This is a genomic window from Lacinutrix gracilariae, assembly GCF_042684485.1.
Classification (GTDB): domain Bacteria; phylum Bacteroidota; class Bacteroidia; order Flavobacteriales; family Flavobacteriaceae; genus Oceanihabitans; species Oceanihabitans gracilariae.
In genome coordinates, this window is the sequence record NZ_JBHULM010000007.1 from 441,726 (window position 1) to 468,494 (window position 26,769).

General features: G+C 31.5%; 23 protein-coding genes. 7 read left to right on the forward strand and 16 right to left on the reverse strand.

The genetic code is table 11. The features are described from left to right. Nucleotides 1–115: 115 nt before the first annotated feature. On the reverse strand, nt 116–289 hold the full coding sequence (locus tag ACFSSB_RS04905) for a hypothetical protein (protein ID WP_215966329.1): 174 nt from the start codon (nt 287–289) through the stop codon (nt 116–118). Between the two features lie 299 nt (nt 290–588). On the opposite strand from ACFSSB_RS04905, the gene ACFSSB_RS04910 reads away from it, so the two are divergent. From ACFSSB_RS04910 to hutI, 4 genes are all read left to right on the forward strand, one after another. Then, the gene (locus ACFSSB_RS04910; RefSeq protein ID WP_379901586.1) at nt 589–1,764 is read left to right on the forward strand and encodes a dicarboxylate/amino acid:cation symporter; all 1,176 of its coding nucleotides are present in this window, start codon (nt 589–591) and stop codon (nt 1,762–1,764) included. Nucleotides 1,765–2,052: 288 nt separating this feature from the next. Next, the gene (gene fumC, locus ACFSSB_RS04915) at nt 2,053–3,450 is read left to right on the forward strand and encodes a class II fumarate hydratase (RefSeq protein WP_379901588.1); all 1,398 of its coding nucleotides are present in this window, start codon (nt 2,053–2,055) and stop codon (nt 3,448–3,450) included. Between the two features lie 92 nt (nt 3,451–3,542). Beyond that, nucleotides 3,543–4,919: a T9SS type A sorting domain-containing protein gene (locus ACFSSB_RS04920; protein ID WP_379901590.1), complete on the forward strand. Its 1,377-nt coding sequence runs from the start codon at nt 3,543–3,545 to the stop codon at nt 4,917–4,919. A gap of 95 nt (nt 4,920–5,014) precedes the next feature. Further along, nucleotides 5,015–6,253, forward strand: a complete 1,239-nt coding sequence (gene hutI / locus ACFSSB_RS04925) for an imidazolonepropionase (RefSeq protein WP_379901592.1) — start codon at nt 5,015–5,017, stop codon at nt 6,251–6,253. A 98-nt stretch (nt 6,254–6,351) separates the two neighbouring features. On the opposite strand, the gene ACFSSB_RS04930 is transcribed toward hutI, so the two are convergent. Further along, on the reverse strand, nt 6,352–7,236 hold the full coding sequence (locus ACFSSB_RS04930) for a chromosome partitioning protein ParA (RefSeq protein ID WP_379901594.1): 885 nt from the start codon (nt 7,234–7,236) through the stop codon (nt 6,352–6,354). Nucleotides 7,237–7,365: 129 nt separating this feature from the next. On the opposite strand from ACFSSB_RS04930, the gene ACFSSB_RS04935 reads away from it, so the two are divergent. Both ACFSSB_RS04935 and ACFSSB_RS04940 read left to right on the forward strand, forming a co-directional pair. Then, on the forward strand, nt 7,366–8,385 hold the full coding sequence (locus tag ACFSSB_RS04935) for a formimidoylglutamase (RefSeq protein WP_379901596.1): 1,020 nt from the start codon (nt 7,366–7,368) through the stop codon (nt 8,383–8,385). Further along, nucleotides 8,375–8,839, forward strand: a complete 465-nt coding sequence (locus ACFSSB_RS04940; protein ID WP_379901598.1) for a GNAT family N-acetyltransferase — start codon at nt 8,375–8,377, stop codon at nt 8,837–8,839. Before ACFSSB_RS04935 ends, ACFSSB_RS04940 begins: the two co-directional genes overlap by 11 nt. Before the next feature lie 140 nt (nt 8,840–8,979). Here the strand turns inward: ACFSSB_RS04940 and ACFSSB_RS04945 are convergent, their stop codons facing one another. The 3 genes from ACFSSB_RS04945 to aceB all read right to left on the reverse strand — a co-directional run bounded on the left by ACFSSB_RS04945 (nt 8,980) and on the right by aceB (nt 13,520). After that, on the reverse strand, nt 8,980–10,152 hold the full coding sequence (locus ACFSSB_RS04945) for a pyridoxal-phosphate-dependent aminotransferase family protein (protein WP_379901600.1): 1,173 nt from the start codon (nt 10,150–10,152) through the stop codon (nt 8,980–8,982). Between the two features lie 58 nt (nt 10,153–10,210). Further along, nucleotides 10,211–11,836 carry an isocitrate lyase gene (locus ACFSSB_RS04950; protein WP_379901602.1) on the reverse strand — a complete coding sequence of 542 codons (1,626 nt, stop codon included), beginning with the start codon at nt 11,834–11,836 and terminating at the stop codon, nt 10,211–10,213. A gap of 85 nt (nt 11,837–11,921) precedes the next feature. After that, nucleotides 11,922–13,520, reverse strand: coding sequence for a malate synthase A (gene aceB / locus ACFSSB_RS04955; RefSeq protein ID WP_379901604.1), 1,599 nt, complete (start codon nt 13,518–13,520; stop codon nt 11,922–11,924). A gap of 126 nt (nt 13,521–13,646) precedes the next feature. On the opposite strand from aceB, the gene ACFSSB_RS04960 reads away from it, so the two are divergent. After that, the gene (locus tag ACFSSB_RS04960) at nt 13,647–15,122 is read left to right on the forward strand and encodes a helix-turn-helix domain-containing protein (RefSeq protein WP_379901606.1); all 1,476 of its coding nucleotides are present in this window, start codon (nt 13,647–13,649) and stop codon (nt 15,120–15,122) included. 148 nt (nt 15,123–15,270) lie between these two features. On the opposite strand, the gene ACFSSB_RS04965 is transcribed toward ACFSSB_RS04960, so the two are convergent. The 11 genes from ACFSSB_RS04965 to ACFSSB_RS05015 all read right to left on the reverse strand — a co-directional run bounded on the left by ACFSSB_RS04965 (nt 15,271) and on the right by ACFSSB_RS05015 (nt 26,712). Beyond that, on the reverse strand, nt 15,271–15,816 hold the full coding sequence (locus tag ACFSSB_RS04965) for a hypothetical protein (RefSeq protein WP_379901608.1): 546 nt from the start codon (nt 15,814–15,816) through the stop codon (nt 15,271–15,273). Nucleotides 15,817–15,908: 92 nt separating this feature from the next. After that, nucleotides 15,909–16,559, reverse strand: a complete 651-nt coding sequence (locus tag ACFSSB_RS04970) for a peroxiredoxin-like family protein (protein WP_379901610.1) — start codon at nt 16,557–16,559, stop codon at nt 15,909–15,911. Between the two features lie 83 nt (nt 16,560–16,642). Then, nucleotides 16,643–17,092: a hypothetical protein gene (locus ACFSSB_RS04975; protein ID WP_379901612.1), complete on the reverse strand. Its 450-nt coding sequence runs from the start codon at nt 17,090–17,092 to the stop codon at nt 16,643–16,645. Between the two features lie 127 nt (nt 17,093–17,219). Beyond that, nucleotides 17,220–18,992: a hypothetical protein gene (locus ACFSSB_RS04980; RefSeq protein WP_379901614.1), complete on the reverse strand. Its 1,773-nt coding sequence runs from the start codon at nt 18,990–18,992 to the stop codon at nt 17,220–17,222. Nucleotides 18,993–19,086: 94 nt separating this feature from the next. After that, a complete protein-coding gene (locus tag ACFSSB_RS04985; protein ID WP_379901616.1) occupies nt 19,087–19,620 on the reverse strand; it encodes a hypothetical protein in 534 nt (177 codons plus the stop codon). A 45-nt stretch (nt 19,621–19,665) separates the two neighbouring features. Next, nucleotides 19,666–20,901: a DUF6638 family protein gene (locus ACFSSB_RS04990; protein WP_379901618.1), complete on the reverse strand. Its 1,236-nt coding sequence runs from the start codon at nt 20,899–20,901 to the stop codon at nt 19,666–19,668. A 76-nt stretch (nt 20,902–20,977) separates the two neighbouring features. Beyond that, nucleotides 20,978–21,565, reverse strand: a complete 588-nt coding sequence (locus ACFSSB_RS04995) for an NUDIX domain-containing protein (RefSeq protein ID WP_379901620.1) — start codon at nt 21,563–21,565, stop codon at nt 20,978–20,980. A 119-nt stretch (nt 21,566–21,684) separates the two neighbouring features. Next, nucleotides 21,685–23,640 carry an AAA family ATPase gene (locus ACFSSB_RS05000; protein ID WP_379901622.1) on the reverse strand — a complete coding sequence of 652 codons (1,956 nt, stop codon included), beginning with the start codon at nt 23,638–23,640 and terminating at the stop codon, nt 21,685–21,687. A gap of 64 nt (nt 23,641–23,704) precedes the next feature. Beyond that, nucleotides 23,705–24,145: a hypothetical protein gene (locus ACFSSB_RS05005; RefSeq protein ID WP_379901624.1), complete on the reverse strand. Its 441-nt coding sequence runs from the start codon at nt 24,143–24,145 to the stop codon at nt 23,705–23,707. 25 nt (nt 24,146–24,170) lie between these two features. Beyond that, on the reverse strand, nt 24,171–25,208 hold the full coding sequence (locus ACFSSB_RS05010) for a hypothetical protein (RefSeq protein WP_379901626.1): 1,038 nt from the start codon (nt 25,206–25,208) through the stop codon (nt 24,171–24,173). Nucleotides 25,209–25,368: 160 nt separating this feature from the next. Continuing rightward, nucleotides 25,369–26,712, reverse strand: a complete 1,344-nt coding sequence (locus tag ACFSSB_RS05015) for a microtubule-binding protein (protein WP_379901628.1) — start codon at nt 26,710–26,712, stop codon at nt 25,369–25,371. Nucleotides 26,713–26,769 lie beyond the last annotated feature (57 nt).

Below are 26,769 nucleotides of genomic sequence, written 5' to 3' on the forward strand. Positions count from 1 at the left end.
TAAGAGAGGAGCTTTTTTTATTACCTATTTTAAAACATTCATTGTATTACAAAGTATACAAAACAAAAAAAAAGGAAACACAATGTGTTTCCCTTTTTTATATATTAAATAAAGCTTATGCGTTACGCGCAGCTTTTTTCTCGTCTCTCTTTTCTTTTAAAAACTCCATTAAAGAACCACCAATCCAATAAGGAATAACAAAAGTTAATAAAAATATCATTAACCAGAAACCTATAGTTAAAATGGTTAAGAATGCTAAAAAGCCTAAATATTGATCAAATTCGAACATAATTTTTTGGTGTCTTATTTATTATAATAATGCAAATATAAAGTAAAGTGTTTTTTTATGCAATAGAAAATGTAGAATTATTAACAGAGTTATTAGGATTTATTTTTTGAGTTATTTCTTAAATTTCAATATATAAAAATAATGTTCTTTTTAAAATACGATCCAAAATCAACCAGCTAACCAAATCCAATTATAATACTTAAAAAAAAGCATTATAAAATGAGCTGTACTAAGATTCGTTGTATATTTGCGAGCTTAAAAATAAACAACTGAAGTTTTAAATTAATTAGCATATACTTATGAAGTCCCTATTTTCAAACTTACTATTTAAAGTTTTTCTGGCAATAGTTTTAGGAATTGTTTTCGGACAGTATTTACCAGAATCTATAAATCGCGTATTTACAACTTTCAATACGTTTTTTGGACAGTTTTTAAATTTCGCAATTCCGTTAATTATCATGGGTTTAATAATGCCTGCCATTTCCGATTTAGGAAAAGGTGCTGGTAAATTATTATTACTTACTGCAGGTATTGCCTATGGCTCGACCTTATTCTCTGGGTTTATGACTTATTTTACGGCTTCTAATATATTCCCAATACTTTTAGAATCTCATGTTAATGATGCTGCTCAGATTTCTGATTCTAGCCCTGAATTATTACCTTATTTTACTATCAATATTCCTCCTGCATTAGATGTTATGACTTCTTTAGTACTGGCTTTTGTAATTGGTTTAGGGCTGGCCGCACAGGAGAAATCTAGCTTAAAATTGGTAGTAAAAGATTTTCAGAAAATTATTATGCAATTAATAGAAAATGTAATAGTACCATTATTACCACTATTTATTTTAGGCATATTTGTAAGCATGTCTTTTAGCGGGAAAGTATTCTCCATCCTATCTATATTTATTAGTATAATTGGAGTCATTTTTGCATTACACATTTTATTACTAATGCTTCAATATACTATTGCTGGAATTCTAACTAAAAAGAACCCATTAAAATTATTAGCAACTATGATGCCTGCCTATTTCACAGCATTAGGAACACAATCTTCGGCAGCTACTATTCCGGTTACCTTGAAGCAGGCTTTAAAAAATGGCGTTTCAGAAAAAATAGCTGGCTTTGTTATTCCCTTAAGTGCTACTATTCATCTCTCTGGTAGTATTATGAAAATTACTGCTTGTGCTATGGCACTTATGATTTTGCATGGAATTCCTTTTGATTTCACACTATTTGCTGGATTTATTTTTGTGCTAGGTATCGCGATGATTGCAGCTCCTGGAGTACCTGGAGGAGCAATTATGGCAGCTATCGGAATCTTGCAATCTATGCTAGGTTTCAACGAAGAAATGTTAGGCTTAATGATAGCATTATATATTGCAATGGACAGTTTTGGTACTGCTTGTAATGTTACTGGTGATGGTGCCATTTCCTTAGTTGTTAACGAAATTACCAAAGAAAAAGTAGCAGCCTAATGGCACTTAGAAGATTAAGTCTAGGGCTTTTTTTCTCTTAAAGTAGTGATCTATAAAGTCTCGGCATGCTATTAAGTGTTTCTTGAAGGTTTATTATTACTCTTGAAATGGAATAATTATTTTCCGCATTGTTTTGTGTACCAGAGTTAGTGCTCCTTTTTTCTAGCAGGCATTATTCTCATTCATTTTTCGAAAATCCAATAATATTCTTACAAATAATCACAAAAATAAATCTAAAAATAAGCCATAAATATGTAAATTTGCAAGGTTAAATTTATCAGCAATATTATGGAATATAGAATAGAAAAAGATACAATGGGTAACGTTAATGTTCCCGCAGACAAGCTTTGGGGAGCGCAAACAGAACGCTCAAGAAACAATTTTAAAATTGGTGCAGCTGCATCTATGCCTTTAGAAATTGTTTATGGTTTTGCTTATTTAAAAAAAGCTGCAGCATATACTAACTGCGAGTTAGGTGTTTTAGCTATTGAAAAAAGAGATCTTATTGCACAAGTTTGTGATGAAATACTAGAAGGAAAACATGATGATCAATTTCCTTTAGTAATTTGGCAAACCGGTTCTGGTACACAAAGTAACATGAACGTAAATGAGGTTATTGCTAATAGAGCACACCAAATTGCTGGAAAAGTTATTGGTGAAGGTGAAAAAACCATTCAACCAAATGACGATGTAAACAAATCGCAATCTTCTAATGACACCTTTCCTACAGGAATGCATATTGCTGCATACAAGAAAATAGTAGAAAACACTATTCCTGGTGTAACACAATTACGTGATACTTTAAAGAAGAAATCAGAAGAATTTAAAGACGTTGTTAAAATTGGAAGAACCCACTTAATGGATGCTACTCCTCTTACACTTGGTCAAGAATTTTCTGGTTATGTATCGCAATTAGATCATGGGCTAAAAGCTTTAAATAGCACTTTAGAGCATTTAAGCGAACTTGCTCTTGGTGGTACAGCAGTAGGTACAGGTTTAAATACACCAAAAGGATATGCTAAACGTGTAAGTGAATTTATTGCAGAATTTACAGGTTTACCATTTATTACAGCACCAAACAAATTTGAAGCACTTGCTGCGCATGATGCTTTAGTAGAAACGCATGGAGCTTTAAAACAATTAGCTGTTTCTTTAAACAAAATTGCTAATGATATACGTATGATGGCTTCTGGTCCTCGTTCAGGTATTGGCGAAATCATTATTCCTGCAAACGAACCTGGAAGTTCTATTATGCCTGGAAAAGTAAACCCAACACAATGCGAAGCTTTAACTATGGTTTGTGCACAAGTAATGGGTAATGATGTTGCTGTTACTGTTGGTGGTACTCAAGGACATTATGAGTTAAATGTATTTAAACCAATGATGGCTGCTAATGTGTTACAATCTGCACAACTAATTGGTGATGCATGTAGAAGTTTTGAAGAAAATTGTGCTGCAGGTATTGCACCTAACCATACTGTTATTAAAGAATTACTAAATAACTCTTTAATGCTTGTAACTGCTTTAAATACCAAAATAGGATATTATAAAGCTGCCGAAATTGCAAATACAGCACACAAAAATGGTACTACGCTTAAAGAAGAAGCTATCAACCTTGGCTATGTAACTGCAGAAGATTATGATGCTTGGGTAAAACCAGAAAACATGGTTGGAGGCCTAAAATAAAAAACACTAGTTCATTAATTAATAATAAAACAAACTTAACCTTTAAGTAAGCGCTTTAAACCTAAGCGCTTACTTTATTAAACAAACCAAATATGAGAAAAAAACTACTTACTTGTTTATCATTACTTTCTATAAGCGCAATAGGCCTTGCCCAAACCACTTTTGAACCAAAAGCTACTATTAATGCTAATACAGGAGCTAATCCTTATGTAATGGATTCTGGTCATATTGATGGAGACGCTTATGCAGATATCATTATTGGAACTTTAGCTGGTAATACTGTAGAATGGTACAAAAATAATGGCGATAAAACATTTTCAATGCAAACACTAATATCTACTACACTAACTCAAGTTTCTGGAGTTAAAATTGCTGACTTAAATAATGATGGCAATAATGATATAATAGCTACTTCGTTTAATGGAGGTAAACTTGTTTGGTTTGAAAACAATGGAACTGGAGGATTCGGTACAGAACAAATAATTTCAAATACTGTTGCAGGAGCTGGATCTATTGTTACAGGTACTATTGACGCTGGTACAACAATAGATGTTGCTATAGTTGCATACTCAGACAACAAAGTTGTTTGGTTTTCTAATAATGGATCTGGAGTGTTTGGTTCAGAACAAACAATTACATCCACCTTAACAGAACCTGGTGATTTAGATTTAAAAGATTTTGATGGAGATACCGATTTAGATGTTGTAGTTGCCACGTCTGCATGGGCAGCTGGTGTTGTAGAAGTTTTTTATAATGATGGAACTGGAGCATTTACACAAGATATAAATTCGGTTTCTACTACTGGTAATACATACTTATTTGATGTTTCTTTTGCAGACGTAAATGATGATGGTGTTTTAGACATATTAGTTACAGATGATTACGGAGAAGTGGCATGGTATAACAAGGACGTTTCTGGCACTTATACACAGACTATAATCTCAACTTCAATGGCTAACCCTGGAACTGCAACTGCTGCAGATTTAGACAATGACACATATAATGATATTGTTGTTTCTAATGGAGGAACAGCACTAGATGATTTAGTTTGGTTTAAAAGTAATTCTTCAGGAGCTCTACTACCAGAAATTTCTATAGATAATTCACAACATCAAGTTTTTGCTAAAACAATTAACGATTTCGACAATGATGGAGATTTAGATATCGCAACCGTTGATTACCAAAACAACCACCTTAATTGGTTTGAAAACAAACTAACAACACTTAGTACTCAAAATAATTCTATTCAAGAACTAACCATTTACCCAAACCCAACAACAAACAGTTTATATTTTAAAGGAAACATCACTGAAGATTTAAATGTTTCTGTTTATAACGTTTTAGGTAAACAAGTTTTAAATGCAACTGTAAACCAAAATCAAGCACTAGATGTTTCAAAACTTAACAATGGTGTATATATTATTAAGTTTAACAACTACAATTCTGCATACAAATTTGTAAAACAATAATTTACAATACATTGTATTGATTTATAAAATTTAAAGCGTTGGCAAATTGTCAACGCTTTTTTATTTTCCTAAATTTATACGCAATAAAATAACCTATGACTACATTAATTACAAATATAAAAGAGTTGCTTCAAGTTAGAGATACTAATGTTTTAAAAGTATCTGGAAGCAATATGAAAACACTTCCAACTATTAAAAAAGCATACTTACTTATAGAACACGATACTATTATAGAGTATGGTAGCATGCAAGACTTAACTACTTTAGAAGCAGATCAAGTAATTGATGCTACAGGTAAAATAGTACTTCCTACTTGGTGTGACTCACATACACACATTGTATATGCTGGCAACAGAGAGCAAGAGTTTGTAGACAGAATTAATGGTTTAAGTTATGAAGAAATTGCAAATCGTGGTGGCGGAATTTTAAATTCTGCAGAAAACCTTCAAAACACTAGCGAAGAAGATCTATACCAACAGTCTATAAAACGAGTAAAACAAGTAATGAAACTTGGTACTGGAGCTATAGAAATTAAATCTGGATACGGATTAACTACAGAAGCAGAACTAAAAATGCTTCGTGTAATTAAAAGAATAAAGAAAGAATTTCCTCTTAAAGTAAAGGCTACGTTTTTAGGAGCACACGCCTTACCTAAAGCATATAAAGACAATAAAAAAGGCTATTTAGACCTAATTATTAATGATATGTTACCTAAGATAGAAAAGGAACATTTAGCACATTATATAGATATTTTTTGCGAAAAAGGATACTTTAGCTTAGAAGACACAGACCGTTTACTTACAGAAGGAAAAAAACATGGCCTCACTCCTAAAATTCATGTAAACCAATTTAATGCCTTTGGTGGTATAGCTTTAGGTGTAAAACACAATGCACTTTCTGTTGATCACTTAGAAGAATTAAAAGATGAAGATATTGAAGCTTTAAAAAACAGTAACACAATAGCAGTAGCTTTACCTTCGTGTTCCTATTTTATAAGTATTCCTTACACTCCTGCTAGAAAAATTATTGATGCAGGATTACCATTAGCTTTAGCATCAGACTATAATCCAGGAACAACACCTAGTGGTAATATGAATTTTGTGGTTAGCACAGCTTGTATAAAAATGAAAATGACTCCTGAAGAAGCCATTAATGCAGCAACTATAAATGCTGCTTACGCTATGGGAATTTCTAAACAATACGGAAGCATTACAAGAGGTAAAAAAGCAAATTTAATTATTACAAACCCTGTACCTAGTTACAACTATTTACCTTACGCTTTTGGCGAAAACCATATAGACACAGTACTTATTAATGGTAACATTCTAGAATAAAACCTATAGTTTTCCAGTAACAAACTAGATCTTTTACTAGTAAATAAAAAAGCCTGAAACTATAACAGTTTCAGGCTTTTTATATATTATGTTATATCTTATTTTAATGTAAACTCATTAGAAGAAACTAATTCAGTTTGATTAAAAACATTTATAGTATAAAGTCCTTTTACAAAATCATCATCACCTCTTGCTTCTACAAACTCACAAACATCTAAAGAGTTGTTTTCATAATTAAACTTACTAATAACACTATAATTTAAGGTTTTATCATCAAATTGTATTTGAGCATTCTCACCTAAAGTATTGTTATTTGGGTCTATTACTTGTACAAATAATTCTTGGTCTCCTGCTTGTACTAAGCTATTTTTAGCAACAGTATAGCATACTCTAATTTTATCTACACGTCTAGCTCTTTCTGTAGGAATAAGTTTTCCTGAACTACGCTCAATAACACCATAACCTTTTAAGCCAACTGTATTTAAAACAGCAGCTGTTTCAACAACTTCTGCCAATGCTGTATTTTGTACTAATAAAGAATCTGTAAACATAGTACGTTGTTCTAGTCTAACTTTAGTACTATCTAAAGATGTTGCCAACAATTGGTTTTCTACTTTTAATCTATCATTTTCAACTAAAAGCACATCCATTTCCTTTTGTAAAGACAAGTATTTTTGCTTGTATTTCCATAAGCTAGCTATATTATTTTCAGAAACTTTTAAAGAATCCATTAAACTTTGAATACGTTCTTTAGCTTCAATCAATTTTTCATTTGAAATATCATTTTCTTCAATGGCAATATCGTATTGCTTGGCCATGTTACTCAAGTCATTCATAACCATTTGCTTTTCTTTTACAAGATTTTCTTCATTCTCTTTTTTTTCTTGATATAATTGAGAAGTGTAAAATCCAGTTCCTAAAAATAAAGCCAATGCTATACCTAAAGCTACTTTTAATCCTATATTACTTTTTTTGTCTGTCATAATTACTCATTTTAAAGGTTAAATTTAGAGCGTAATGTTTCACCAAATATATTTATTTAATTATTAGTTTATACTTATTTAGAGTAAAAAATGTACTTTTAGTTACTCAAAAAAACCTATTTTTAGCACATGGATAAATTAGTTTTATTTAACAAGACTACACTAAATAGCTTACTAACCAAAAGATCAAATGAATCTAAATTTGGAGAACATATCACTATGTTAACCTCTGTTTCCAATATATACGAACAACTTAAAAATTTAGATGTTACTTATGTAATAATAGGACTACCTGAAGACGTTGGTGTTTTTGCAAACCAAGGAAAACCAGGAACTTACAGCGCTTTTGAGACTACACTTAAAATTTTGTTAAATATACAAAGCAACGCAAATACCTTTGCTAAAAAAGTACTTGTTCTTGGCCATTTAGATTTTAATGAGGAACAAGAAAAAAAGAACCTTTTAGATCAAACTAAGAAAAAAGATATAGCAAAAGCTAGAAAAATAGTTTCTAAAATAGACAAACACGTAGTGAGTTTGGTACATGATATTGTAAAAGCAGGAAAGAAACCCATTATTATTGGTGGAGGTCATAATAACGCATATGGCAATATTAAAGGTACCTCACTAGCCTTAAACACCTCTATTAATGCTGTAAATTTTGATGCTCATACAGATTTTAGAGAAGAAGAAGGAAGACATAGTGGTAACGGATTTAGTTACGCTTTCGCGGAAGGATTTTTAAAAAACTATTTTGTTTTTGGCTTGCATGAAAATTATACTTCGCAAAACATTTTAAATACTCTAAAAAAACTAAAAACAATAGATTACAATACTTTTGAAGATATAGTAATTAGAAAAAAACGAAAGCATAAAACAGAAATAAAACGTGCTTTAGCGCATGTTGCAGACAAACCTTTTGGTATAGAAATAGATTGTGATGCTATTGAAAATATACCAAGTAGCGCAATGACACCAAGCGGATTTTCTGTAAATAAAGCCAGACGTTTTGTTTATAATTTTGCCAATCACAAAAACGCAACCTATTTACATATTTGTGAAGCTGCACCAATACCTGAAACCCAAACTCAGGTTGGTAAATTAATTACTTATTTAGTAACCGATTTTATAAGAGCAAATGAAGATTAAAATCATTACGTTTCACAAAGAATACGCTAAAGATTTCTATACCTTAAATATAGAATGGTTAAAAAAATACTTTGTAGTAGAGCCTTATGATGAAGAGGTTTTAAGCAACCCAGAAAAATACATTATACACAAAGGAGGCTTTATCTTCTTTGCCTTATTAGAAAACAAAGTGGTTGGCACAGTGGCTTTAATGCCAATGCAAGAAAAAGGCACTTTTGAACTTACTAAAATGGCTGTTTCTCCAGAATTTAGAGGATTTAAAATCGGACAAAAATTAATGCAGCACTGTTTAGATTATGCCAAAGACCAAAATTTTAAAAGACTACTACTCTACTCTAGTAAAAAGCTAGAAAATGCCATTTATATATATAGAAAATTTGGTTTTATTGAAGTACCTGTAGAACCTAATTGTCCGTATTTACGCTGTGATATTAAAATGGAATATCCGTTATAAACATAAAAAAAACGCTTTCATAAACGGAAGCGTTTTTTGTTCTAAAACAACGTTAAGCATTAAAGCAACAACATTAAGTTCCGCATTTATTTAATGCCATTTCTGTACATTAATACTTGTGTTGTAATTCAAGAACATAACTAACTATTTTTTAAAAGCTCTTGTTGAAAAACCTCTAAACTTTTTCCGTACGCAACAGGATGTTCTAATTCTATCAACGCACGCTCTAAAGCACCTAATACTGCTAAAAGATCATTTGCAGATACAGAACCCATATGACCAATTCTAAAATAGGAGTTTTTTATATCTGAAAGCAATCCTCCTGCAATAATAACATTGCTTTGAGCAATTTTGCTACGCAATGCAGCACCATCTATTCCTTTTGGATAAAAAACAGCAGTCAAGGTATTGGCTGCTAATTTGTTTGATTTTGGTAAAATATCAAGATGCAAAGCTTCTATTGCTGCTCTAAATGCACTTGCTAATTGTTGATGTCTTTTTATACGATTATCTATACCTTCATTACAAATAATCTTTAAACTTGTTTCTAAAGCTATAACTAAATTTACTGCTGGAGTACCAAAATACGAAGGTTTACGTGCTTCATAAGCCTTCATTATAGGTAACCAATTACTAAAATCTGCATAATAATTACACACAGGCGTTTTTCTGTTTTCCCAAACTTGCATTGCTCTTTCAGAAACCATTAAAAGCGCAAGACCTGGAGGAACACCAACGGCTTTTTGAGATGCTGTTAATACCACATCTATTTCCCATTTATCCTGCTGTAACTCTTCTCCTGCAACCGAGCACACACCATCTAAAATACTTAACACATTATATTTTTTAGCCAATTTTGCTATTGGTTTTGGATCTAGCAATACACCTGTAGAAGTATCTACATGTGTCATGGTTAAAGCTTTGTATGGCTTGGTTTTTAAAGCTTCTTCAATAGCATCTAAAGATACCGCTTCACCAACACCAGCTTCTAAAACAGTGGTATTTGCACCATAACGAGATAAAATGTCTTCAAATCTTTTACCAAAATATCCCGAAGAAATTACTAATACATTATCTGCAGGTTCTATAAGGTTTACAATAGCCATATCCATTGCTAACGTTCCTGTACCTGCAACAATAAAAGGCTGACCTGCTGGAGATTTCCAAACCTTTCGCATGCACTCTAAACTATTACCAAAAGCTTCAATAAAATCTGGAGCAACATGGCTTGTAGTTGCCATAGACATTGCCTGTAATACATCTGGTTCAAACTCAATAGGACCAGGAATCATTAATAACTTTCTTCCTTTCATTTTATAGTATGTGTTATTTAAAAAAGGCAACACACTAAGATGTTGCCTTTTTTTAAAATTATTTATCTAAAGCTAGCTCACGCTCTTGCTCTTTTTGTTTCATTTCAAATTGATTAGAAGTGTTTTTTTCACCTCCTGCTTTTAGTGCTTTTTCACCTGCAAAGAACGTTTTATGGTCATCACCAAGATCAGATCCAGCCATTCTTTGGTGTTTTACACAAGAAACCCCTTTTCTAATTTCTTGACGCTGTACTTCTTTAACATAAGCTAACATACCATCTTCACCAAAATAACCTTTGGTTAAATCATTCATATGTAACGCTGTAGTATGATAAGTTGGTAAAGTTATTAAATGATGGAAAATTCCAGCTTCTTTTGCGCCATCTAATTGAAATGTTTTTATTTTTTGGTCTGCTCGATAACATAACTCTGTAGCATCATATTGTGCATCCATTAAATTTGTTTTATCATAAGCAGTCATATCCATTCCTTCTGCAAGCATTTCTTCATATACTTGATTACGGAAATTTAATGTCCAATTAAATGAAGGCGAATTATTATATACCAATTTAGCGTTAGGCACAATTTCTTTAATACGGTTTACCATATGTGCAATTTGTTTTACGTTAGGTGTTGGTGTTTCAATCCATAATAAATCTGCACCATTTTGTAAACTAGTTACACAATCTAAAACAACGCGATCTATGTTTGTTCCTGCTTTAAATTTATACAATCCGTTTGGTAAACGTACAGGACGCACTAATTTACCTTCTCTTTTAAGTAATACATCATCTTCTCTAGCTTCTTCAATAGCAATTTCTTCTGCTTCAACAAAAGCTAAATATTGCGAAGCTAAATCTCCTGGCTCTTGACTAACTGGAAGCTTTTGTGTTAAACCAGCACCTTCAGAGTCTGTTCTAGCTACAATAATTCCGTCATCTACACCTAATTCTAAAAACGCATAACGTACAGCGTTTAGTTTAGCTATAAAATCTTCATGAGGAACGGTTACTTTTCCGTCTTGATGACCACATTGTTTCGCATCAGACACCTGATTTTCAATTTGAATAGCACAAGCACCTGCTTGTATCATTTTTTTAGATAATAAATAAGTAGCCTCTTCATTACCAAAACCTGCATCTATATCTGCAATAATAGGCACTATATGTGTTTCAAAATTATCAATTTGATCTTGCACATCTTCTCCATTTTCAAGTCTTCTAAATAAATCATTTAGTTCTATAGCATCTGCTTGACGTAAAAAGTCGTAGATTTCTTCAATTAAACTAGGCACAGCAGTTTTTTCATGCATTGATTGGTCTGGTAATGGTCCAAATTCTGAACGTAAAGCAGCAACCATCCAACCAGAAAGGTATAAATATCTTTTACTTGTAGTTTTATGGTGTTTTTTTACAGCAATCATTTTTTGTTGCGCAACAAATCCATGCCAGCAACCTAATGATTGTGTATAGTTTGTATGATCTGCATCATAAGCAGCCATATCTTCACGCATAATTGCAGCTGTGTATTTAGCGATATCTAATCCTGTTTTTAAACGATTTTGAGCAACCATTCTAGCTGCACTTTCAGGATGTATTGCGTTCCAACTATTTCCGTACTTTGCTTTTAGATTTCTTACCGTTTCTAAGGCAGAACTATACTTGCTTTGTGCTAAATTTTTCATAATTTTGTGTTTAATTATTAAGGTTATTCTATATTTTGATAATTACGTCTCGTAATCTATTGCAGTAGTTGCGAGACATTTTTTTTTAAATGTATTGGTATGCTGGAAGGGTTAAAAACTCTTGAAAAGCATCTTGTGTTACTAGTTTTTCAAATAAATTTATTGCTAATTCAAACTTGGTATTTTCTATTTTATCTTTACCTATCATAGCAAGTATTTTTTCTACTTCGCTATCAAAAATACTAGCAAACAAATCTTTAGTAAAGACTCTTCCGTCTTCAAGTTTTACTTCATTTTTAAGCCATTGCCACACTTGTGTTCTAGATATTTCTGCTGTTGCAGCATCTTCCATTAAATTATAAAGCGCTACAGCACCATGACCTCTTAGCCAAGCTTCTGTATACAAAATACCAACGTTTATATTTTTTCTAATGCCAGCTTCTGTTATCGTTCCTTTTGGCATTTCAACCAAATCTTGCGCTGTAATATGTACATCTTCTCTTAACACATGTAATTGATTTGGTGTTGGCATATGTTTGTTAAACTCATCCATTGCCACAGCAACTAAATCTGGATGCGCAACCCAAGTACCATCATGACCATTTATAACTTCACGCTCTTTATCTTTACGTACTTTTTCTAAAGCTGCAGCATTAGCTTCTTCATTATTTTTAATAGGAATTTGAGCTGCCATTCCACCAATAGCAAGAATTCCTCTTTTGTGACAACGTTGTATTACAAGTTTAGAATATGCATCCATAAAAGGAGACGTCATGGTTACTTGATCGCGATTAGGAACCATAAAACCGGAATGGTTTCTAAACTTTTTAATGTAAGAGAAAATATAATCCCAGCGACCACAATTTAAACCAACAATATGTTCTTTAAGCTCATAGATAATTTCGTCTAACTGAAAGCTAGCAGTAATAGTTTCTACTAAAACGGTTGCTTTAAAAGTACCTTGTGGTACGTTTAAATATTCTTGCGCAAAGACAAATACCTCATTCCACCAACGTGCTTCTAAATAGTGTTCTAGTTTTGGAAGGTAAAAATATGGAGCTGTACCATTTTCAAGTAATGTTTTTGTATTATGAAAAACATACAAACCAAAATCTACTAAACTACCAGAAGTTTCTTCATTATTAATAAGAATATGTCTTTCGTTTAAATGTAAACCTCTAGGTCTTACAAGTAAAACTGCTGTTTTATGGTTTAGTTGGTATGATTTATCTTTTTTAGAATCATATAAAGAAATGGTTTTAGTATTAGCATCGATTAAGTTTTGCTGACCTACAATACTGTTTTTCCAGGTAGGAGCATTACTATCTTCTAAATCTGCCATAAACGTTTTAGCTCCAGAGTTTAAGGCATTAATAATCATTTTTCTATCTACAGGACCTGTTATTTCTACACGTCTGTCTTGCATATCCAGAGGAATTCTTCCTGCAGTCCAATCTCCTTCTCTAATATTTTTTGTTTCTCTAGGAAACTCTGGAAATTTTCCTGCATCAAAAACGACTTGCTCCTGTTCTCTTCTGCTAAGTAACTCTAATCGCTTAGCGTTAAATTTTTCATGTAAAGCAGTTAAAAACTGTAAAGCATTATCTGTTAAAATTTCTGGATAATAATTTTTAACCTCTTTTGCGAATTCAAATTTCGTTTGTTTTAAAAGTGTGTTGTCCATGATGTTATAATTTTACACTACAATAGTAAAACAAACTTTTTTAAAAAACAAGCGAACGTTCGCTAAATTTTATTTTTACGCTATTTTTACAGTATTCGCAAATTTCGTATCTTTGTTTTTATAATTATGGAAGAAGAATATATAAAACTCATATTTGGCTTGAAACTCAAGCAAATACGTACAGATAAGAATTTATCCCTTTTTGGTTTATCTAAACTTTCTGGTTTATCAAAATCGTATTTAAACGAAATTGAAAAAGGAAAAAAATACCCTAAACCAGATAAGATTGCTATACTATCTGAAAAACTAGACATACCTTATGACCATATGGTATCTTTAAAATTAGACAAAAACCTAGCTCCTATTGGAGAAATTTTGCAGTCTAAAATTTTAAAAGAAATACCTTTAGAAGTGTTTGGTATTAAGGAAAGCACCTTAATAGAAATTGTAGCAAATGCTCCAGCTAAAGTAAATGCATTTATAAGTACTATTATTGAAATTGCACAATACTATAACTTTAGCAAAGAGAGTTTTTACTTGGCTTCTTTACGTTCTTATCAAGAGGCAAATAATAATTATTTTGATGATTTAGAAGCAAGTGTTCTTGCTTTTTCAAAAGCTTATCAAGTAGATTTAAATAAACCAATAACCTCAAAAGAACTTGAAGAAATTTTAGTGGAAGAGTTTAACTACACCATACATGATAACGAGTTAGATAAACATAAAAGTTTAGACAATTTACGTTCTGTATTTATACCTAAAAACAAAACTTTACTATTAGCTAGTGAGGTTGATGATGCACAACGCACCTTTATTTATGCGAAAGAATTGGCTTATAATTATTTAAAATTAGAAGACCGATTATATACTTTTTCTTGGATTAAATTTGAAAATTTTGATCAGGTATTAAATAATTTTTATGCTTCGTATTTTGCTGGAGCATTAATTTTACCAAAGGCATTAATTACCAAAAAGCTACAAGCAATTTTTGAAAAAAAGACTTTTGATGCTTCTCTGTTTTTAAAAACTATGGAATGCTTTAATGCATCACCAGAATCTTTTTACCAACGATTAACCAATATTTTACCTAAAGAATTTAATATTCAGAATTTATTCTTTTTGCGATTTACGCATAAAGCAGGTAGCGAAAAATACCACCTTAAAAAAGAATTACATCTCTCACACCAACACTCGCCTCGTGCCAATGAAACCAATGAGCATTATTGCAGACGTTGGGTTTCATTAAATGTATTAAAAGAAATAAGTAGCAATAACAAAGAGCATGTTTTTGATATGCAAATTTCTAATTACCCAAGTGATAATATGAAATATTTGCTACTAACATCAGCTACTAAAGATCCTTTTAGAGAAAACCATTACAGAAGCATTAGCATAGGCTTATTAATAAACAAACAGTTACTAAAAAAATTACAATTTGCTGAAAATAAAAAAATTATATCTAAAGATGTTGCTGTCACTTGTGAGCGTTGTGCTATTAAAAACTGTAAAGAAAGAAAAGCACCTCCTGTATTTTTAGATAAGATAGAAAAGAATAATAAGATTGAAAATGTGGTTGCTGAATTAAATAAAAGGTTTAGTTAACAGCTAATTTTATAACGGTTCTGTATATGAAAAGTACGTATTTGTATGCGAGGATTTTCCGAAGGAAAATTAGAAGTTAGCAAACGAGTAACTAAATTTGGTTTAGGTAAAACTAGCAACTTTTTTTATACGCTGTTACCCAACGTTTTTATTCTATAAGACCAAACAATGTGTTATCATCGAAATCAACAATTTTTAAAATTCCTTTTTCTTTGGAATAGTAAAGAGTTTTCGGATAATTTCTGAGTAAATATGCATTTGAATATTCAACTCCTTCTACATTAGTTGTATCCATAAATTCGTTTTGAAAATAATAGAAGTCATCTCCAAAACAATCATAAAGGTAAGCTGTAAATTCAAAGCCATTATCTCTATCTGCTTTTACTTTAATCTCACCTTTATAGCAATTTGAATTATCGGTAAACAAAATTCTTCCAATTTCTATAAGTTCTTCTGAATAAGATACAAATATAAATGACGACTCATTAGGACCATCTTCAACATATTCTATACTTTTCGATTCTACAGAAAAAGATATAATTTCATTAGTTTCTATGTTTTTGAGTTGAAAAGTATCACCTGCTTCATATGCTAAGAACTCTTTACCTTCCTGACTCAAATCATAATATCGGTCTTCAATTTTGCAAGATGTAACTAATAAAAAGAGAAGTAATATTTTAAAGCTGTTTTTCATCTTAGTTTTTTAAATATTGGGTAACTATCTATTATACAAAACCTAAACTATCATGCATTCTTAAAAAAAGGGGATTTCAAACAACTAAACCTTTAAAACAGGGTTTTTAATGCCTGAATAACCTCATCTGGTTCTGAACGTGTTCTATAATCTACATTAACATAGCTCCATTTTACCACGCCATCTGTACCTAAAACAAAGGTTGCTGGAATGGGTAAAATATTTTTATTGCCATTATTTATTGTTTCTAGATCTAAATTACGATCTACACGCATATGCTCCATTAAAAATTCTGGTACTTCCCAAGAAACACCATATTGCGTTGCTACTTTTGCATCTTGATCAGACAATACAACAAACTCCATTTTACTAATTTCATTTTTTGTCATAGATCCATCAGGAACCTCAGGACTAATTGCTACTAAGGTAGCACCTAACGCATGAATATCCTTTAATTTAGCTTGCAAGGCTCTAAGCTGTAAATTACAATATGGACACCAACTACCTCTATAAAAAGCAACTACAACAGGACCTTTAACTAATAAGCTATGTAAAGATATTGATTTACCATCTGCATTAGGAAGCTCAAAATCTGGAGCTTTTTCCTTTACTTTTATTGCATTAGCGCCTAGTTGAAATGCTTTTGCCTCTTCAATAATAGCGTCAACACCTTTCATGAAGTCTGGTTTTGCTTGTCTTCCTGCTGCTATTTTAGCATCTGTTTGTTCTTTTAATGTTTTCATTATTTGTTTTTATCAAATGTAGCTAATGGGTTTGTGTAGGTGGTGTGGTTAAGTAACCAATTTAGTGTTTTATTATACATGATTTAAACCATTGTATTTTTTTCAGTTAATAATTTTCTAAAAAAATATATCAGTCCGAAAACAGGAAAAATTATATCTAATCCTTTTGACCAACCAAATTGGAATAAATAGGTCGTTCTAAAATCATCTAAGTCAATATTTGCTAGATAAAATCCATAAATATAATTAATTGCAGCTATTACAATTGTGAGAATAAATGTTGTAAATAATAGAAAATATATTGTTTTGTTTTTAGGTATATCCTTTTTTAAATATTGATTATATAAAAAAATCAAAATCAAGAGTGATAAAATTCCTATAATAATATTCAATGTAAAAAGAACATATTCATTTTCAATTCTCAACTCCACATTCAACCAAAGAAGCAACTGGGTCAATACGTTATATAATTTTTTAAAAATCAGATAGATTAAAACGCTTGATAAAGCTATTCGTATTGTTTTATTTTTCATTAAAGTTGAATGTTGTCATATAGTGGGTAAATACAAAATAATTGGTGCAAGTAAAGAAACAATTGGCTAACTGTTTAATTTAAACCATTTTTTTATTAAACACAGATATTTTAACAAAGTAGAACTACTATTCTTCTTCTTCGTTTAAAATATCCTCTTTTATCTCTTTTTCTTTTACAATTACTTCTTTTACAGCCTCTTTTTTTACCGTTTCTTTCAATGCTTTAATAGAATCTATTTGACGTTGTAACTTTTCTATTTGCAATGCTTCTTTATCTACAACAGGAATTGCTTTTATAGAGTCTAAAATCTTTTGTGCTGTTTCTACAGTTTTTGTTTCGTCTACAAAATAGTAACCTATACCTTCACTTGCTCTCCAAGCTTCGTTTAACTGGTCGTACACTGTTTTTTCCCATTGACTTGGGTGTTTTGCATCAATCCAAACAACATCTCTATATTCACTATCAATTAGTGCTAAATCTGGTGTTGCAGAACCATCAAATTGTGAACTTTCATCACGAACAGCAGAAACGGTTCCTAGAAAAAACATACGTTTTCTGCCTGCAACATCTTTTATATATGGTCTAAATTCTACAGGTTTATTTACAGACCAATCATATTCTTTTCTTGACTCTATAACTTTTAAAGGCATAGCAGAAACTCCTGCATATCCTTGTTTTTTTGCTGCATGATCATAGTAATACAAAGCGTCTGTACCATCTGCAGGTACAAACACACTATAGGTTAAACTGGTACGCTCATCTCCTACTGGTTCTAAACCAAACCAATGATACAAACCACTATATGCACTTATTTTAGTATCTGAAAAATCAAAATCGGTTACAAAAGGTTGTTGGTTTTGATCATTTGGTAAGTCTGGAATTTTAACTGCTGTTTCCATATTCCAAGGTAACGGATCACTAAATCCGCCAAGAAATTTTAAAGACTCTGCTTGTAAACGAGATACTTTTTCTGCTAAGGTATTTTGTTTGGTTAAATACGGATAATTCTTCATTTCTTCTGGAGAAATATAAGTTCCTTTACCTATTAAAATACGCTCGATATAATCGTTAAAATCATGTTCACCACTTTCTACAACCATTACACCTCCAAAGGTTGGATACGGAAACAAAAAGCCTTTCCATTTAATTAAGCTTACAACTTCTACCCATTCTCCTGCATCGTTTTTCATATAAAAAGTATCACTTGGCTCAAAATTAAAAAGCATCCAAGGATTAAAACGCTGCACTACTGCATTGTATGTATTTCTACTAAATTTTAAAGATTCACCAATAGAAAAGGTTACAGCAATACGGTTTTCACTAGAAAAACGCGGAAATGGTGTTGTGCTAGATACTGCAAATACCTCTTCGGTATTATCACTCATACCTTGCCAAACGTATTTTTCGGTTGGCTGTATTGCCATAGTCCATTTATTTAATCCATCTACTCGTACTAAATGTGGTAAGGAAACATCTTTGGTTTCACCTACACTCTCATTTGCCATCGAGTAAATGTTTCGTAATGGTTGAATACGCTCATTTTGTGTTAATGGCAACTCATTAATTTGTATTTTATTTAGATTTTTAAAAACGTTGTACGTTTTCATATAATCATACATTTTAAAATGCCATCCTACAAGATATAGTATTCCAAAAAACACGATCATCACTATTAAGGTTCCTATTTTTTTACTTCCAGTTACAGAGCTTCTAAACTTTCGTAATCCTAAAAATAGTACCATTGCACATAATAGAATTATAAAAATGTATTTTCTAAAAAATAGTAAAGCAGGCTGATAATCGTCACGTAAAACAATTAATGTAATAAGCAATATTAACGCAAGTACTATCACTCTTGTTTTTTGCTTTGCTCCTTTTTTCCAGTAGTTTTTAATCATTGAAAATTTATTTTTTCTTTCCCATGAAAATGGGAATCTTATTTTTAAAGTTTAATTTAATATGGATGCTATTTCCTGCTAAGTCAGAAAGTTGTTACATCAACCCTTTATCTTTTAAACGCTCTCTTGCGCTTTTGGTTTCCTTTTTTAGATCTTTTTTTACCTCATCTACCTTATTTTCTACTTCATCAAAAGACTTTTCTCCTTTATCTTTTAAATCTTCAATAAAATCTTTTCCTTTTTCTATGGTTTCTTGAAAAGCATCTTCAATAGATTCGCTTTTTTCATCAATTACTTCACTAGATTTAAACACTACATTTGCAACATAAGTTCCTATTAAAGTCCCAATAATCATAGACGAAAACAAAGAAATAGTTGCTAGACCTATAGGTACTAAAAACCGCGTAATTACAATACCTATTAAAAACAAAAAGGTTATAAATACAATACGAAATAATAAAGATTGCTGGTATACAAAGCCTTTTTTATCTGTAGGTTTCATTTGCAACTCTTTAGAGTTTAAAAGTTTATTAAAAAACCGATAAGCACCATTACCTTGTGATTCTCTCCAATACAAAAGAATACCAAATAAAATGGAAGCGATAAATACTATTAATTCTAGTGTCATGATTTTTAGTTTTATAAAGACTTCTATAAAATTAGTCTAATTTCTTTAGATATTGTTACTAATAGTTGCAATTACCCAATCTTTCATAGAGTCACTCCATGTAGTATAGGTATTATAAAATGCTTCTTTATCATACCAATACAAGAACAAAACATCTTTAGGCGAAACTTTAATTAGTAGTTTCCAGATTAAATCTTGATGTTTTGCATTTAATGAAGAATGTGGTTTGTGCAATGCATCATAAAACTTTTGATCTACTAAATCATGAATTTTAAAGGCATTACTACGCTCTAATCTTTCTAAATAAATTTCTACTCCATTTACGCGTTTTAAAGCTGCTGCATCTATGGTATTTAAATATCTTCTAAACAAAACACTATCGTCTAAAATATCTTTTATAGGATGCTTTGTTTCTTTTAGTTCTTGAAACAGCATCCTCTTTTTTACGCGACTGTATTGTGGTGTATTAACAACTTTTTCTAGTGTACACTCTGCAATTACGTGGTCTCGTAATTTCTCCATAAGCTCAGGTTGCTCAATATGAAAAATAATTACTTCATGAATAGTGTCTTTTATTGCTTGTTTGTAGGTGTTTATATCTTCAAAAACCACAATTTCACTAATAAAATCTCTCAATACAAATATACCACCAAGTGCTCTTGTATAAAAGGAACTTGTTTTAAACTCTAATGCTGGTAATTCTAAATCTCTATTACGTAAATCACCATAGGTTTTGGCAGACTGTAATAATTGCTGTTGTAGTGTTTCGTCTATAAAATTATTAGCTCTATTAAATTTTTCTATTAACTGAAACTGCTCTTTTTGTACATTATACAAGTTATTAATTAGATGAAAATGAATAGAAATGGTATTGTATTTAAGTACATCTAAAGGTTCATAAAATGCATCAATATGCTGATTAAAGTCTAAACAAATAGCGCAATCTCTAGTAATATCATTAATTTTTGCTTCATAGGTATTAAAAATAAGTTTCATCATTTCACGATCAAAAGAGTGGTATGGTATATATACTGGTTTTCCCTTTTGTAATGGAGTAATGATAATTCCGTGCGGATTTGCATCACCATGATTTAGGTAATGCATATTCTTTTTTTCTGCTGCTATTTCTGGACTCCAACCAATACCATCAATAGAAAAACTGGTAAGCGTTGTAGCATCAAAACCTAGTTTAACTAGACATTTGTTGTAACGTTCTACTAATTTTCCGCTTATAGGAATTAGTTCGCTTTGGTATAAGTTAGCATCTTTTAATTTTTGCATTTTGTTTTGGTTTCACTACATATAAACTGCAACTGTACTCTTGCCTCTTTTATCCTTTTATTTATATAAATCATGCCTACGCAGGAATGAACAAATTATTTATTTGTGCGTATTGCAATAGCATGATGGTTTTTGCATCCATAATGGTTTGATTGTTCATCATTTCTATAGCTTCAGCAAAAGAAACCTCTATCACTTCAATTTCTTCGTTTTCACTTGCTAAACCACCTCCTTCATTTACTTGCATAGCATCTGTATATTCTGCCACAAACAAAAACATTTTTTCGGTTACTGCTCCTGGAGAAGTATACGCTTCTAATACTTTTGTTGCTTTAGGTATTTTATAACCTACTTCTTCTTCTACCTCTCTTATAATACAAACTTCTGGTGCTTCGTTATTATCTATTGCTCCTGCGCAAACTTCAATAGACATACCATCATTTTTGTTATTTGCATAGGCAGGCATTCGGAATTGTTTGGTTAAAATAATAGTACTTTTTTCTTTGTTATATAATAAAACACAGGCTCCATCACCTCTATCATAACTCTCTCTAGAGATGCGTTTCCAGCTTCCATCATTAAATTGAAAATCATAATCAATTCTGTTTAATGTTGCCCACTCATTAGAGAGTACTTTGTTTTGTATGTTTTTAAGTTTATTCATTATGTTTTCGCGAAAGCGATATTTTAGTTTTTGTCTTTTTTCTTCTAGTTTTTTTTTGAAAAAACAAGCATTTATTTTCCTCTTAAAATAAAAGGAAAGCAGCATGCTAATACGTGTGTTTAATTACCAAAAGTTTCTCTAGCCTTTAAGTCTATATGCATTTGGTTTACTCTAGCATCTACTTTACGTTTAAAGTCTGTATCTGCAATAGTTGCTACGTTATCTAAATAACGAACCACTTCTTGTCTTCTTATTTCTGAAAAATCTAAGCCTTTCATATTGGCACGCATTAATTCCTGAAGCATATTAAACTTGGTATCGTAATCTTTTTTAAAATAGATTTCTGGATTATCAAACCAATCTTCTTCTAAATCAAAATCGGTTAAACGAAGCGATATTGCGCTTTGAATATTACGTACATCACGAGAAGAGAAGAATGGAAATATTTTTTGAATCTCCATATATAAATTAGCATAAAACAAATGATTATTCGTACTAAAATGCTTTTCTACTTTATCATAGGCTTGTAAAACACGTTCTTCTGTAGGTTTATTAGAAACATTTAAAATTTCTCCCATATTTTTTGCCAAACCTTGATCTTGTAAATAGCTATAATTTTCAGGACCTTGCATATTAACAAAATCAGGCATAGTGGTATCTAATTTTCGCCACCACAGATGATCTTGATCTAAAAAATCATGTTCTGTTCTTGCTCCATCAATTTTAAAACGTCCTTGTACACGTGAAATAACAGCCTTATCTAGCATTTCTGGAAGATTGGTAAATAAACCTATAGAGCTATTACCATAATTTACTGCATAAGCTCCTTCTGTATAACGTAAAAACACACCAATTACTTCTTTAACTCCTGCAGAAACCCCTTGTGTAGTACGTTCTTGCAAATTATTTTCGGCATCATCAATTGGAGCAAATATTAGTTTGCTAGGATCTTGTAAAGGTTTCATCCACGCTACCATTTTTTCTGCAGAACCTCCTTGAAAAGTACTAATTAAAGTGTCTGGCATTGGGTGAAACAAAAACGGAATATCTAAATGGTCACAATGTTCTTTTAATCGTGTTGCAATAGCAGCTATAAGCATACTTTTTCCGGTTCCTGGAATACCATAACCCATAAACACAGGCATAAAACCACCAAGTTCTTGAAACGGATTTTTCTTTGCTTCAAAATCATAACTCAGCATACGCTCTGTTAAACGTCTTGCAAAGTGTTTTGCATCTCTATTACCTACAATTTGTTCAAACTTAATTTTATTAAATGCTTTACTCTTTGCTGTACCTTGAAACACATTGTCCCAACCAGAAACTGCAAAATCACTTTTTTCAAGTTTATAGGTTCTATCTAAAATAGTTTCGGTATACTCTAAACTACTTTTACGTAGTTGAATTTCATCTATTAAGGCTTCAAAATAAACTACAGTAAAATCAATTACGTCTTTATCTGATTTTATAATATCTGGATGAGCTAAATACTTATCATAATAAAACAGTTGGCAAGAAATTCCTTTTAAAGGAGAAAGTAAAGACACCTCAGGAATACCAGCAAATTTTTGTTTCATAACCGATAAATCATCGGAAGCATGCGCTTTTAAATCATATAAAATTTTATAAGCTGTGGCAAACAGAAAATAAGCTGTTGCTGTATGCATTTTACTTTCGTATTCTCGCTTTCCGCTAGTATCTAAAACCGATTTGTTTTCAATTAAAGTAGATAAACCAGAAGCATCATAAAAGCTATCTTTTATCCAAACACCTAAAGTGATACCTTCTTGTACTGCATATAAGGTTTGATTTAAAAAAATAGGAATCGCTACAGATTCTGGTAACAAACGCTTTTTTAAAGCTAAAATGGTTTTTGAAATAGAAGTAACATGCACATTACTGCCATTATTAGCTCTAGATAGATATAAAAGTATCGATTCTTCATTACCATTATCTTCTTTATTTTTTGCGCGTTGGCTTTGCTCCCATTGTACAGATTTTATATACGAAGTTGCCTCATCACGAAGCATATCTAGTTCATTTTGCTTTATTGGGAAAGTTGAGTTGTGTTCCATTTTTTCAGTATTCGGTTTTCAGTTAGCAGTAATCAGTAATCAGTTTGCAGTGGTCAGTATGTGTTTAATTTAACCTGAAATTATACAATCTTGCTGCTTCTTCAATTTCTGAATCTAAATTACCATCAAACTTAAAGCTATGAATCATCCATATATCCTTTGGTTTATAAAACTGAAATGTAAATCGGATTGGTTGTCTATCATACTTTACCAAATAGCTCATTAAAATAAAGCTATCTGCTAATTTTTTCTCTAGTATTAGTTCTTTACCATAATACTTACCTACAAAATCTTCATTTAATCCTTCTAACTGGCTTTTAAGTTGAATAATACCATCTGCCGATTTACTAATCCATTTATTAGGCTTATATAAATTATCAATTGCTACTGTTGCTCCTTTTTCTTTAAATTCTGTAAAAAATTGCTCTACAACTTCTGTTGGATCGCTTTGAGCGGAAACAGAAAGAGATATAAAAAGCACGATAATGAATAAGACTTGTTTCATTTAATTTTATTTAACGGTTTAAAATTTATTTTAATTCTGAAATCTGAATTGGTGCTTTGGCCAACTTATTCATAATTTCTGGTGTTTTACTATACAGTAATTGAATGATTCTGTGTGGTGCAAATACGTAGCGTTGATTAAAAACGGTATCCCATTTTTGAAAGGTTTGCTTGCTAAAAAAACTACCTTCTTTAAATTCGCTTTGCGATTGTAACTCATCCATTTTTAAAGAAATTGCGTAAGAGTTTAACGGAATGGTTTTACCTGCTATGCCTTCTAGAATAGCGTGTGTTACTTTATTTTCGTCTTTTGCAAAAACGCTATGTATTGGTCCTAAATCTATTCTTTTAATTAATTTAGGAAACACATTAGACAAACGTTTATCAATACCATAAGCCATAGTATCTAAATTCATTGCTCTATCTGCAACGGTTTTTAGCGTTGTATATATTTCGTCTTTTTCTTTTTGCGGATTGCTTCCATCATAATCAAAATACATATAGCATATAAATGGTCTGTTGTGCGACACATCATAAAAGCTCCAGCTTACCATATATTTAGCTACTGCATTTTCTGGTGCTTCTAAAATTTTACCTTGTACAAAACGGTTGAAAATGTATTCTTTTTTTGCGGAAGCATAATATACTATTGAAGCTGCTTGAAAGAGTTTTCTTTTAGATATTGGTTCTTTTTTATGTAATAAGGTATTTAAAAACTCTTTTTTTAAAGTTTCTACATCTGTAAGTTTACCTAAGTATTCTTCACGCAGCTCTAAGTCATTAAACAGATAGCGAAACTCTAAGTAATTTGGAAATCCAGAATCTGTTAAATCTACTTTCATATTTTCTTCGTCGTCATACATATATTTTATACGCATGGCTTCAATAGAATACAATAACAAATCACTGTATTGTTTAAACAATAGAATTTCTTGCTGGTTTAGTATTTGTTTTTGTTGTACAGCAACCAAAAGTTCTTTTAGAGCAAAGTCTACCATTTCATGATAGAAAACATATTGCTCTTTGGAGTCGAGTATTGCGGAATCTAAAGGTGTTACTATCATTTTTTTACTATTAGCTTATTGCTTTGGCTCTTAGTTTATGGTTACGCAAATGCTGCGTTAAGGATTGAACGGTTTGTTTGAGCTCCTCGCAGAGAGCGAGTAGTGAAAGCCTGACCCTCTGAAGCTTTTTTTTGCGAAAGAGGGTAACGCTATACTTATTTTAACCTAATAAATCGTCTTCATTAGCTTCTGGTTTTGGCGTTTCTGTTGGCTCCTTTTTTTCATTTGAAGGCGCGTTAGCATCTGCTGCATAGTAGTCTTCAAAAATCTCTTTCATATCAATTCCGTAACGCTCTGCAAAATTCTTTTGTATGGATTTATCTTTGTTTCTAATTTCTTGTAAAGCTTCGGCATAGCTACCATAAACACCTTGCATTACTTTTTCATGCACAGGAATATTGTCCATCATTTCTTGACGTGCTTTTGCGCTTGCTGTGTGCATTGCTGCTAGAGTTTCGCCAATATGCTCGTCTGTTTTTACTCCTAAATGCTCTAAAATGGCAGCAAATTCTTGATCGGTTCTTGCTTTTAAAGCTACTACATAACCATCATAGTATTTAAGTCGCTCATCGGTATCACTTTTTAGTTTTGCACGATGTGTTTGCAAGTTGCTACGTAAAGAAGTTAGTACTTTAATGGTTAAATTATGCTTGTGCACAAAGCTATCTTTAGAAGCTGCAAGTGTAGTATATGCGTTTTTAAGTCCTTCTAATTCTTCTACCTTTTGCTCTAAGGTGGTTACTTGAGAAAGCGCATCTGAGTATTCTGTAGATTGTTTGTCTGCAACCTCTTCAAGTGCTTGACGTGCTTGTTTTAATAAGGCGTATTGCTCTTCTAGTTTTTCTTCTACTTCTTTCTTTTTTTGTAATGCTTTTGTATGGTTATTACTAGCTTCTACAATGGCTGTTTTAAGACTTTCTTCAACTTCTTTAATTTCTAGTTCTCTGTCTTTTAAGCGTTTTATTGCTGCTTGACTTTTAAAGGAAAGTTCGTTTAACAAGGTTTGCACATCTGCACTTTCAATACGTTGTTGAAACATTGCTTTTGCTTTATTATCTGAAGCATCACGTTCTTTCTGTGCCGCTTTAAGTTCTTGTTCGGCTTTTTTTATTTTGCTTTTTCTTCCCCAAAGGTTATTCCAGAAATTATCTGGTTTTGCGTTTGCGTCTTCTAGTTCTACTTTAGCACGTTCTAAACGCTTAACAGCATCATCTATAATTTTTTGTTCTGCAGGATTTAAAGCAGAAAAACCTTCAAACATAATACCAACTTCATCTTGATAATCTGTTAAGTCTTTAATAGCATCTAATAAGGTAGTTCTGTCTTTTTCTGCCATATCAACAACATTATCTAATGTTGCGTTTAATATTTTCTGACGACTTTCTGGGTCATCTTCTTGCGCCAATTTAGACTTCATTTGGTCTATGGCTTTTCCCCAGTTTACATCTACCTTTTCTGTTTTCTCATTGGAATTTGTTTCTAATAAATCAAAATCATCAGACATATTATATTATGTGTTTTAAGTTGAACAATCTATGGATAAGCAATTTCGCTAAAAATT

Excerpts from the sequence above, each read along its gene's own strand:
- ACFSSB_RS04905 (WP_215966329.1), bottom strand. The coding sequence starts at position 289 with ATGTTCGAATTTGATCAATATTTAGGCTTTTTAGCATTCTTAACCATT.
- ACFSSB_RS04910 (WP_379901586.1), top strand. The coding sequence starts at position 589 with ATGAAGTCCCTATTTTCAAACTTACTATTTAAAGTTTTTCTGGCAATA.
- fumC (WP_379901588.1), top strand. The coding sequence starts at position 2,053 with ATGGAATATAGAATAGAAAAAGATACAATGGGTAACGTTAATGTTCCC.
- ACFSSB_RS04920 (WP_379901590.1), top strand. The coding sequence starts at position 3,543 with ATGAGAAAAAAACTACTTACTTGTTTATCATTACTTTCTATAAGCGCA.
- hutI (WP_379901592.1), top strand. The coding sequence starts at position 5,015 with ATGACTACATTAATTACAAATATAAAAGAGTTGCTTCAAGTTAGAGAT.
- ACFSSB_RS04930 (WP_379901594.1), bottom strand. The coding sequence starts at position 7,236 with ATGACAGACAAAAAAAGTAATATAGGATTAAAAGTAGCTTTAGGTATA.
- ACFSSB_RS04935 (WP_379901596.1), top strand. The coding sequence starts at position 7,366 with ATGGATAAATTAGTTTTATTTAACAAGACTACACTAAATAGCTTACTA.
- ACFSSB_RS04940 (WP_379901598.1), top strand. The coding sequence starts at position 8,375 with ATGAAGATTAAAATCATTACGTTTCACAAAGAATACGCTAAAGATTTC.
- ACFSSB_RS04945 (WP_379901600.1), bottom strand. The coding sequence starts at position 10,152 with ATGAAAGGAAGAAAGTTATTAATGATTCCTGGTCCTATTGAGTTTGAA.
- ACFSSB_RS04950 (WP_379901602.1), bottom strand. The coding sequence starts at position 11,836 with ATGAAAAATTTAGCACAAAGCAAGTATAGTTCTGCCTTAGAAACGGTA.
- aceB (WP_379901604.1), bottom strand. The coding sequence starts at position 13,520 with ATGGACAACACACTTTTAAAACAAACGAAATTTGAATTCGCAAAAGAG.
- ACFSSB_RS04960 (WP_379901606.1), top strand. The coding sequence starts at position 13,647 with ATGGAAGAAGAATATATAAAACTCATATTTGGCTTGAAACTCAAGCAA.
- ACFSSB_RS04965 (WP_379901608.1), bottom strand. The coding sequence starts at position 15,816 with ATGAAAAACAGCTTTAAAATATTACTTCTCTTTTTATTAGTTACATCT.
- ACFSSB_RS04970 (WP_379901610.1), bottom strand. The coding sequence starts at position 16,559 with ATGAAAACATTAAAAGAACAAACAGATGCTAAAATAGCAGCAGGAAGA.
- ACFSSB_RS04975 (WP_379901612.1), bottom strand. The coding sequence starts at position 17,092 with ATGAAAAATAAAACAATACGAATAGCTTTATCAAGCGTTTTAATCTAT.
- ACFSSB_RS04980 (WP_379901614.1), bottom strand. The coding sequence starts at position 18,992 with ATGATTAAAAACTACTGGAAAAAAGGAGCAAAGCAAAAAACAAGAGTG.
- ACFSSB_RS04985 (WP_379901616.1), bottom strand. The coding sequence starts at position 19,620 with ATGACACTAGAATTAATAGTATTTATCGCTTCCATTTTATTTGGTATT.
- ACFSSB_RS04990 (WP_379901618.1), bottom strand. The coding sequence starts at position 20,901 with ATGCAAAAATTAAAAGATGCTAACTTATACCAAAGCGAACTAATTCCT.
- ACFSSB_RS04995 (WP_379901620.1), bottom strand. The coding sequence starts at position 21,565 with ATGAATAAACTTAAAAACATACAAAACAAAGTACTCTCTAATGAGTGG.
- ACFSSB_RS05000 (WP_379901622.1), bottom strand. The coding sequence starts at position 23,640 with ATGGAACACAACTCAACTTTCCCAATAAAGCAAAATGAACTAGATATG.
- ACFSSB_RS05005 (WP_379901624.1), bottom strand. The coding sequence starts at position 24,145 with ATGAAACAAGTCTTATTCATTATCGTGCTTTTTATATCTCTTTCTGTT.
- ACFSSB_RS05010 (WP_379901626.1), bottom strand. The coding sequence starts at position 25,208 with ATGATAGTAACACCTTTAGATTCCGCAATACTCGACTCCAAAGAGCAA.
- ACFSSB_RS05015 (WP_379901628.1), bottom strand. The coding sequence starts at position 26,712 with ATGTCTGATGATTTTGATTTATTAGAAACAAATTCCAATGAGAAAACA.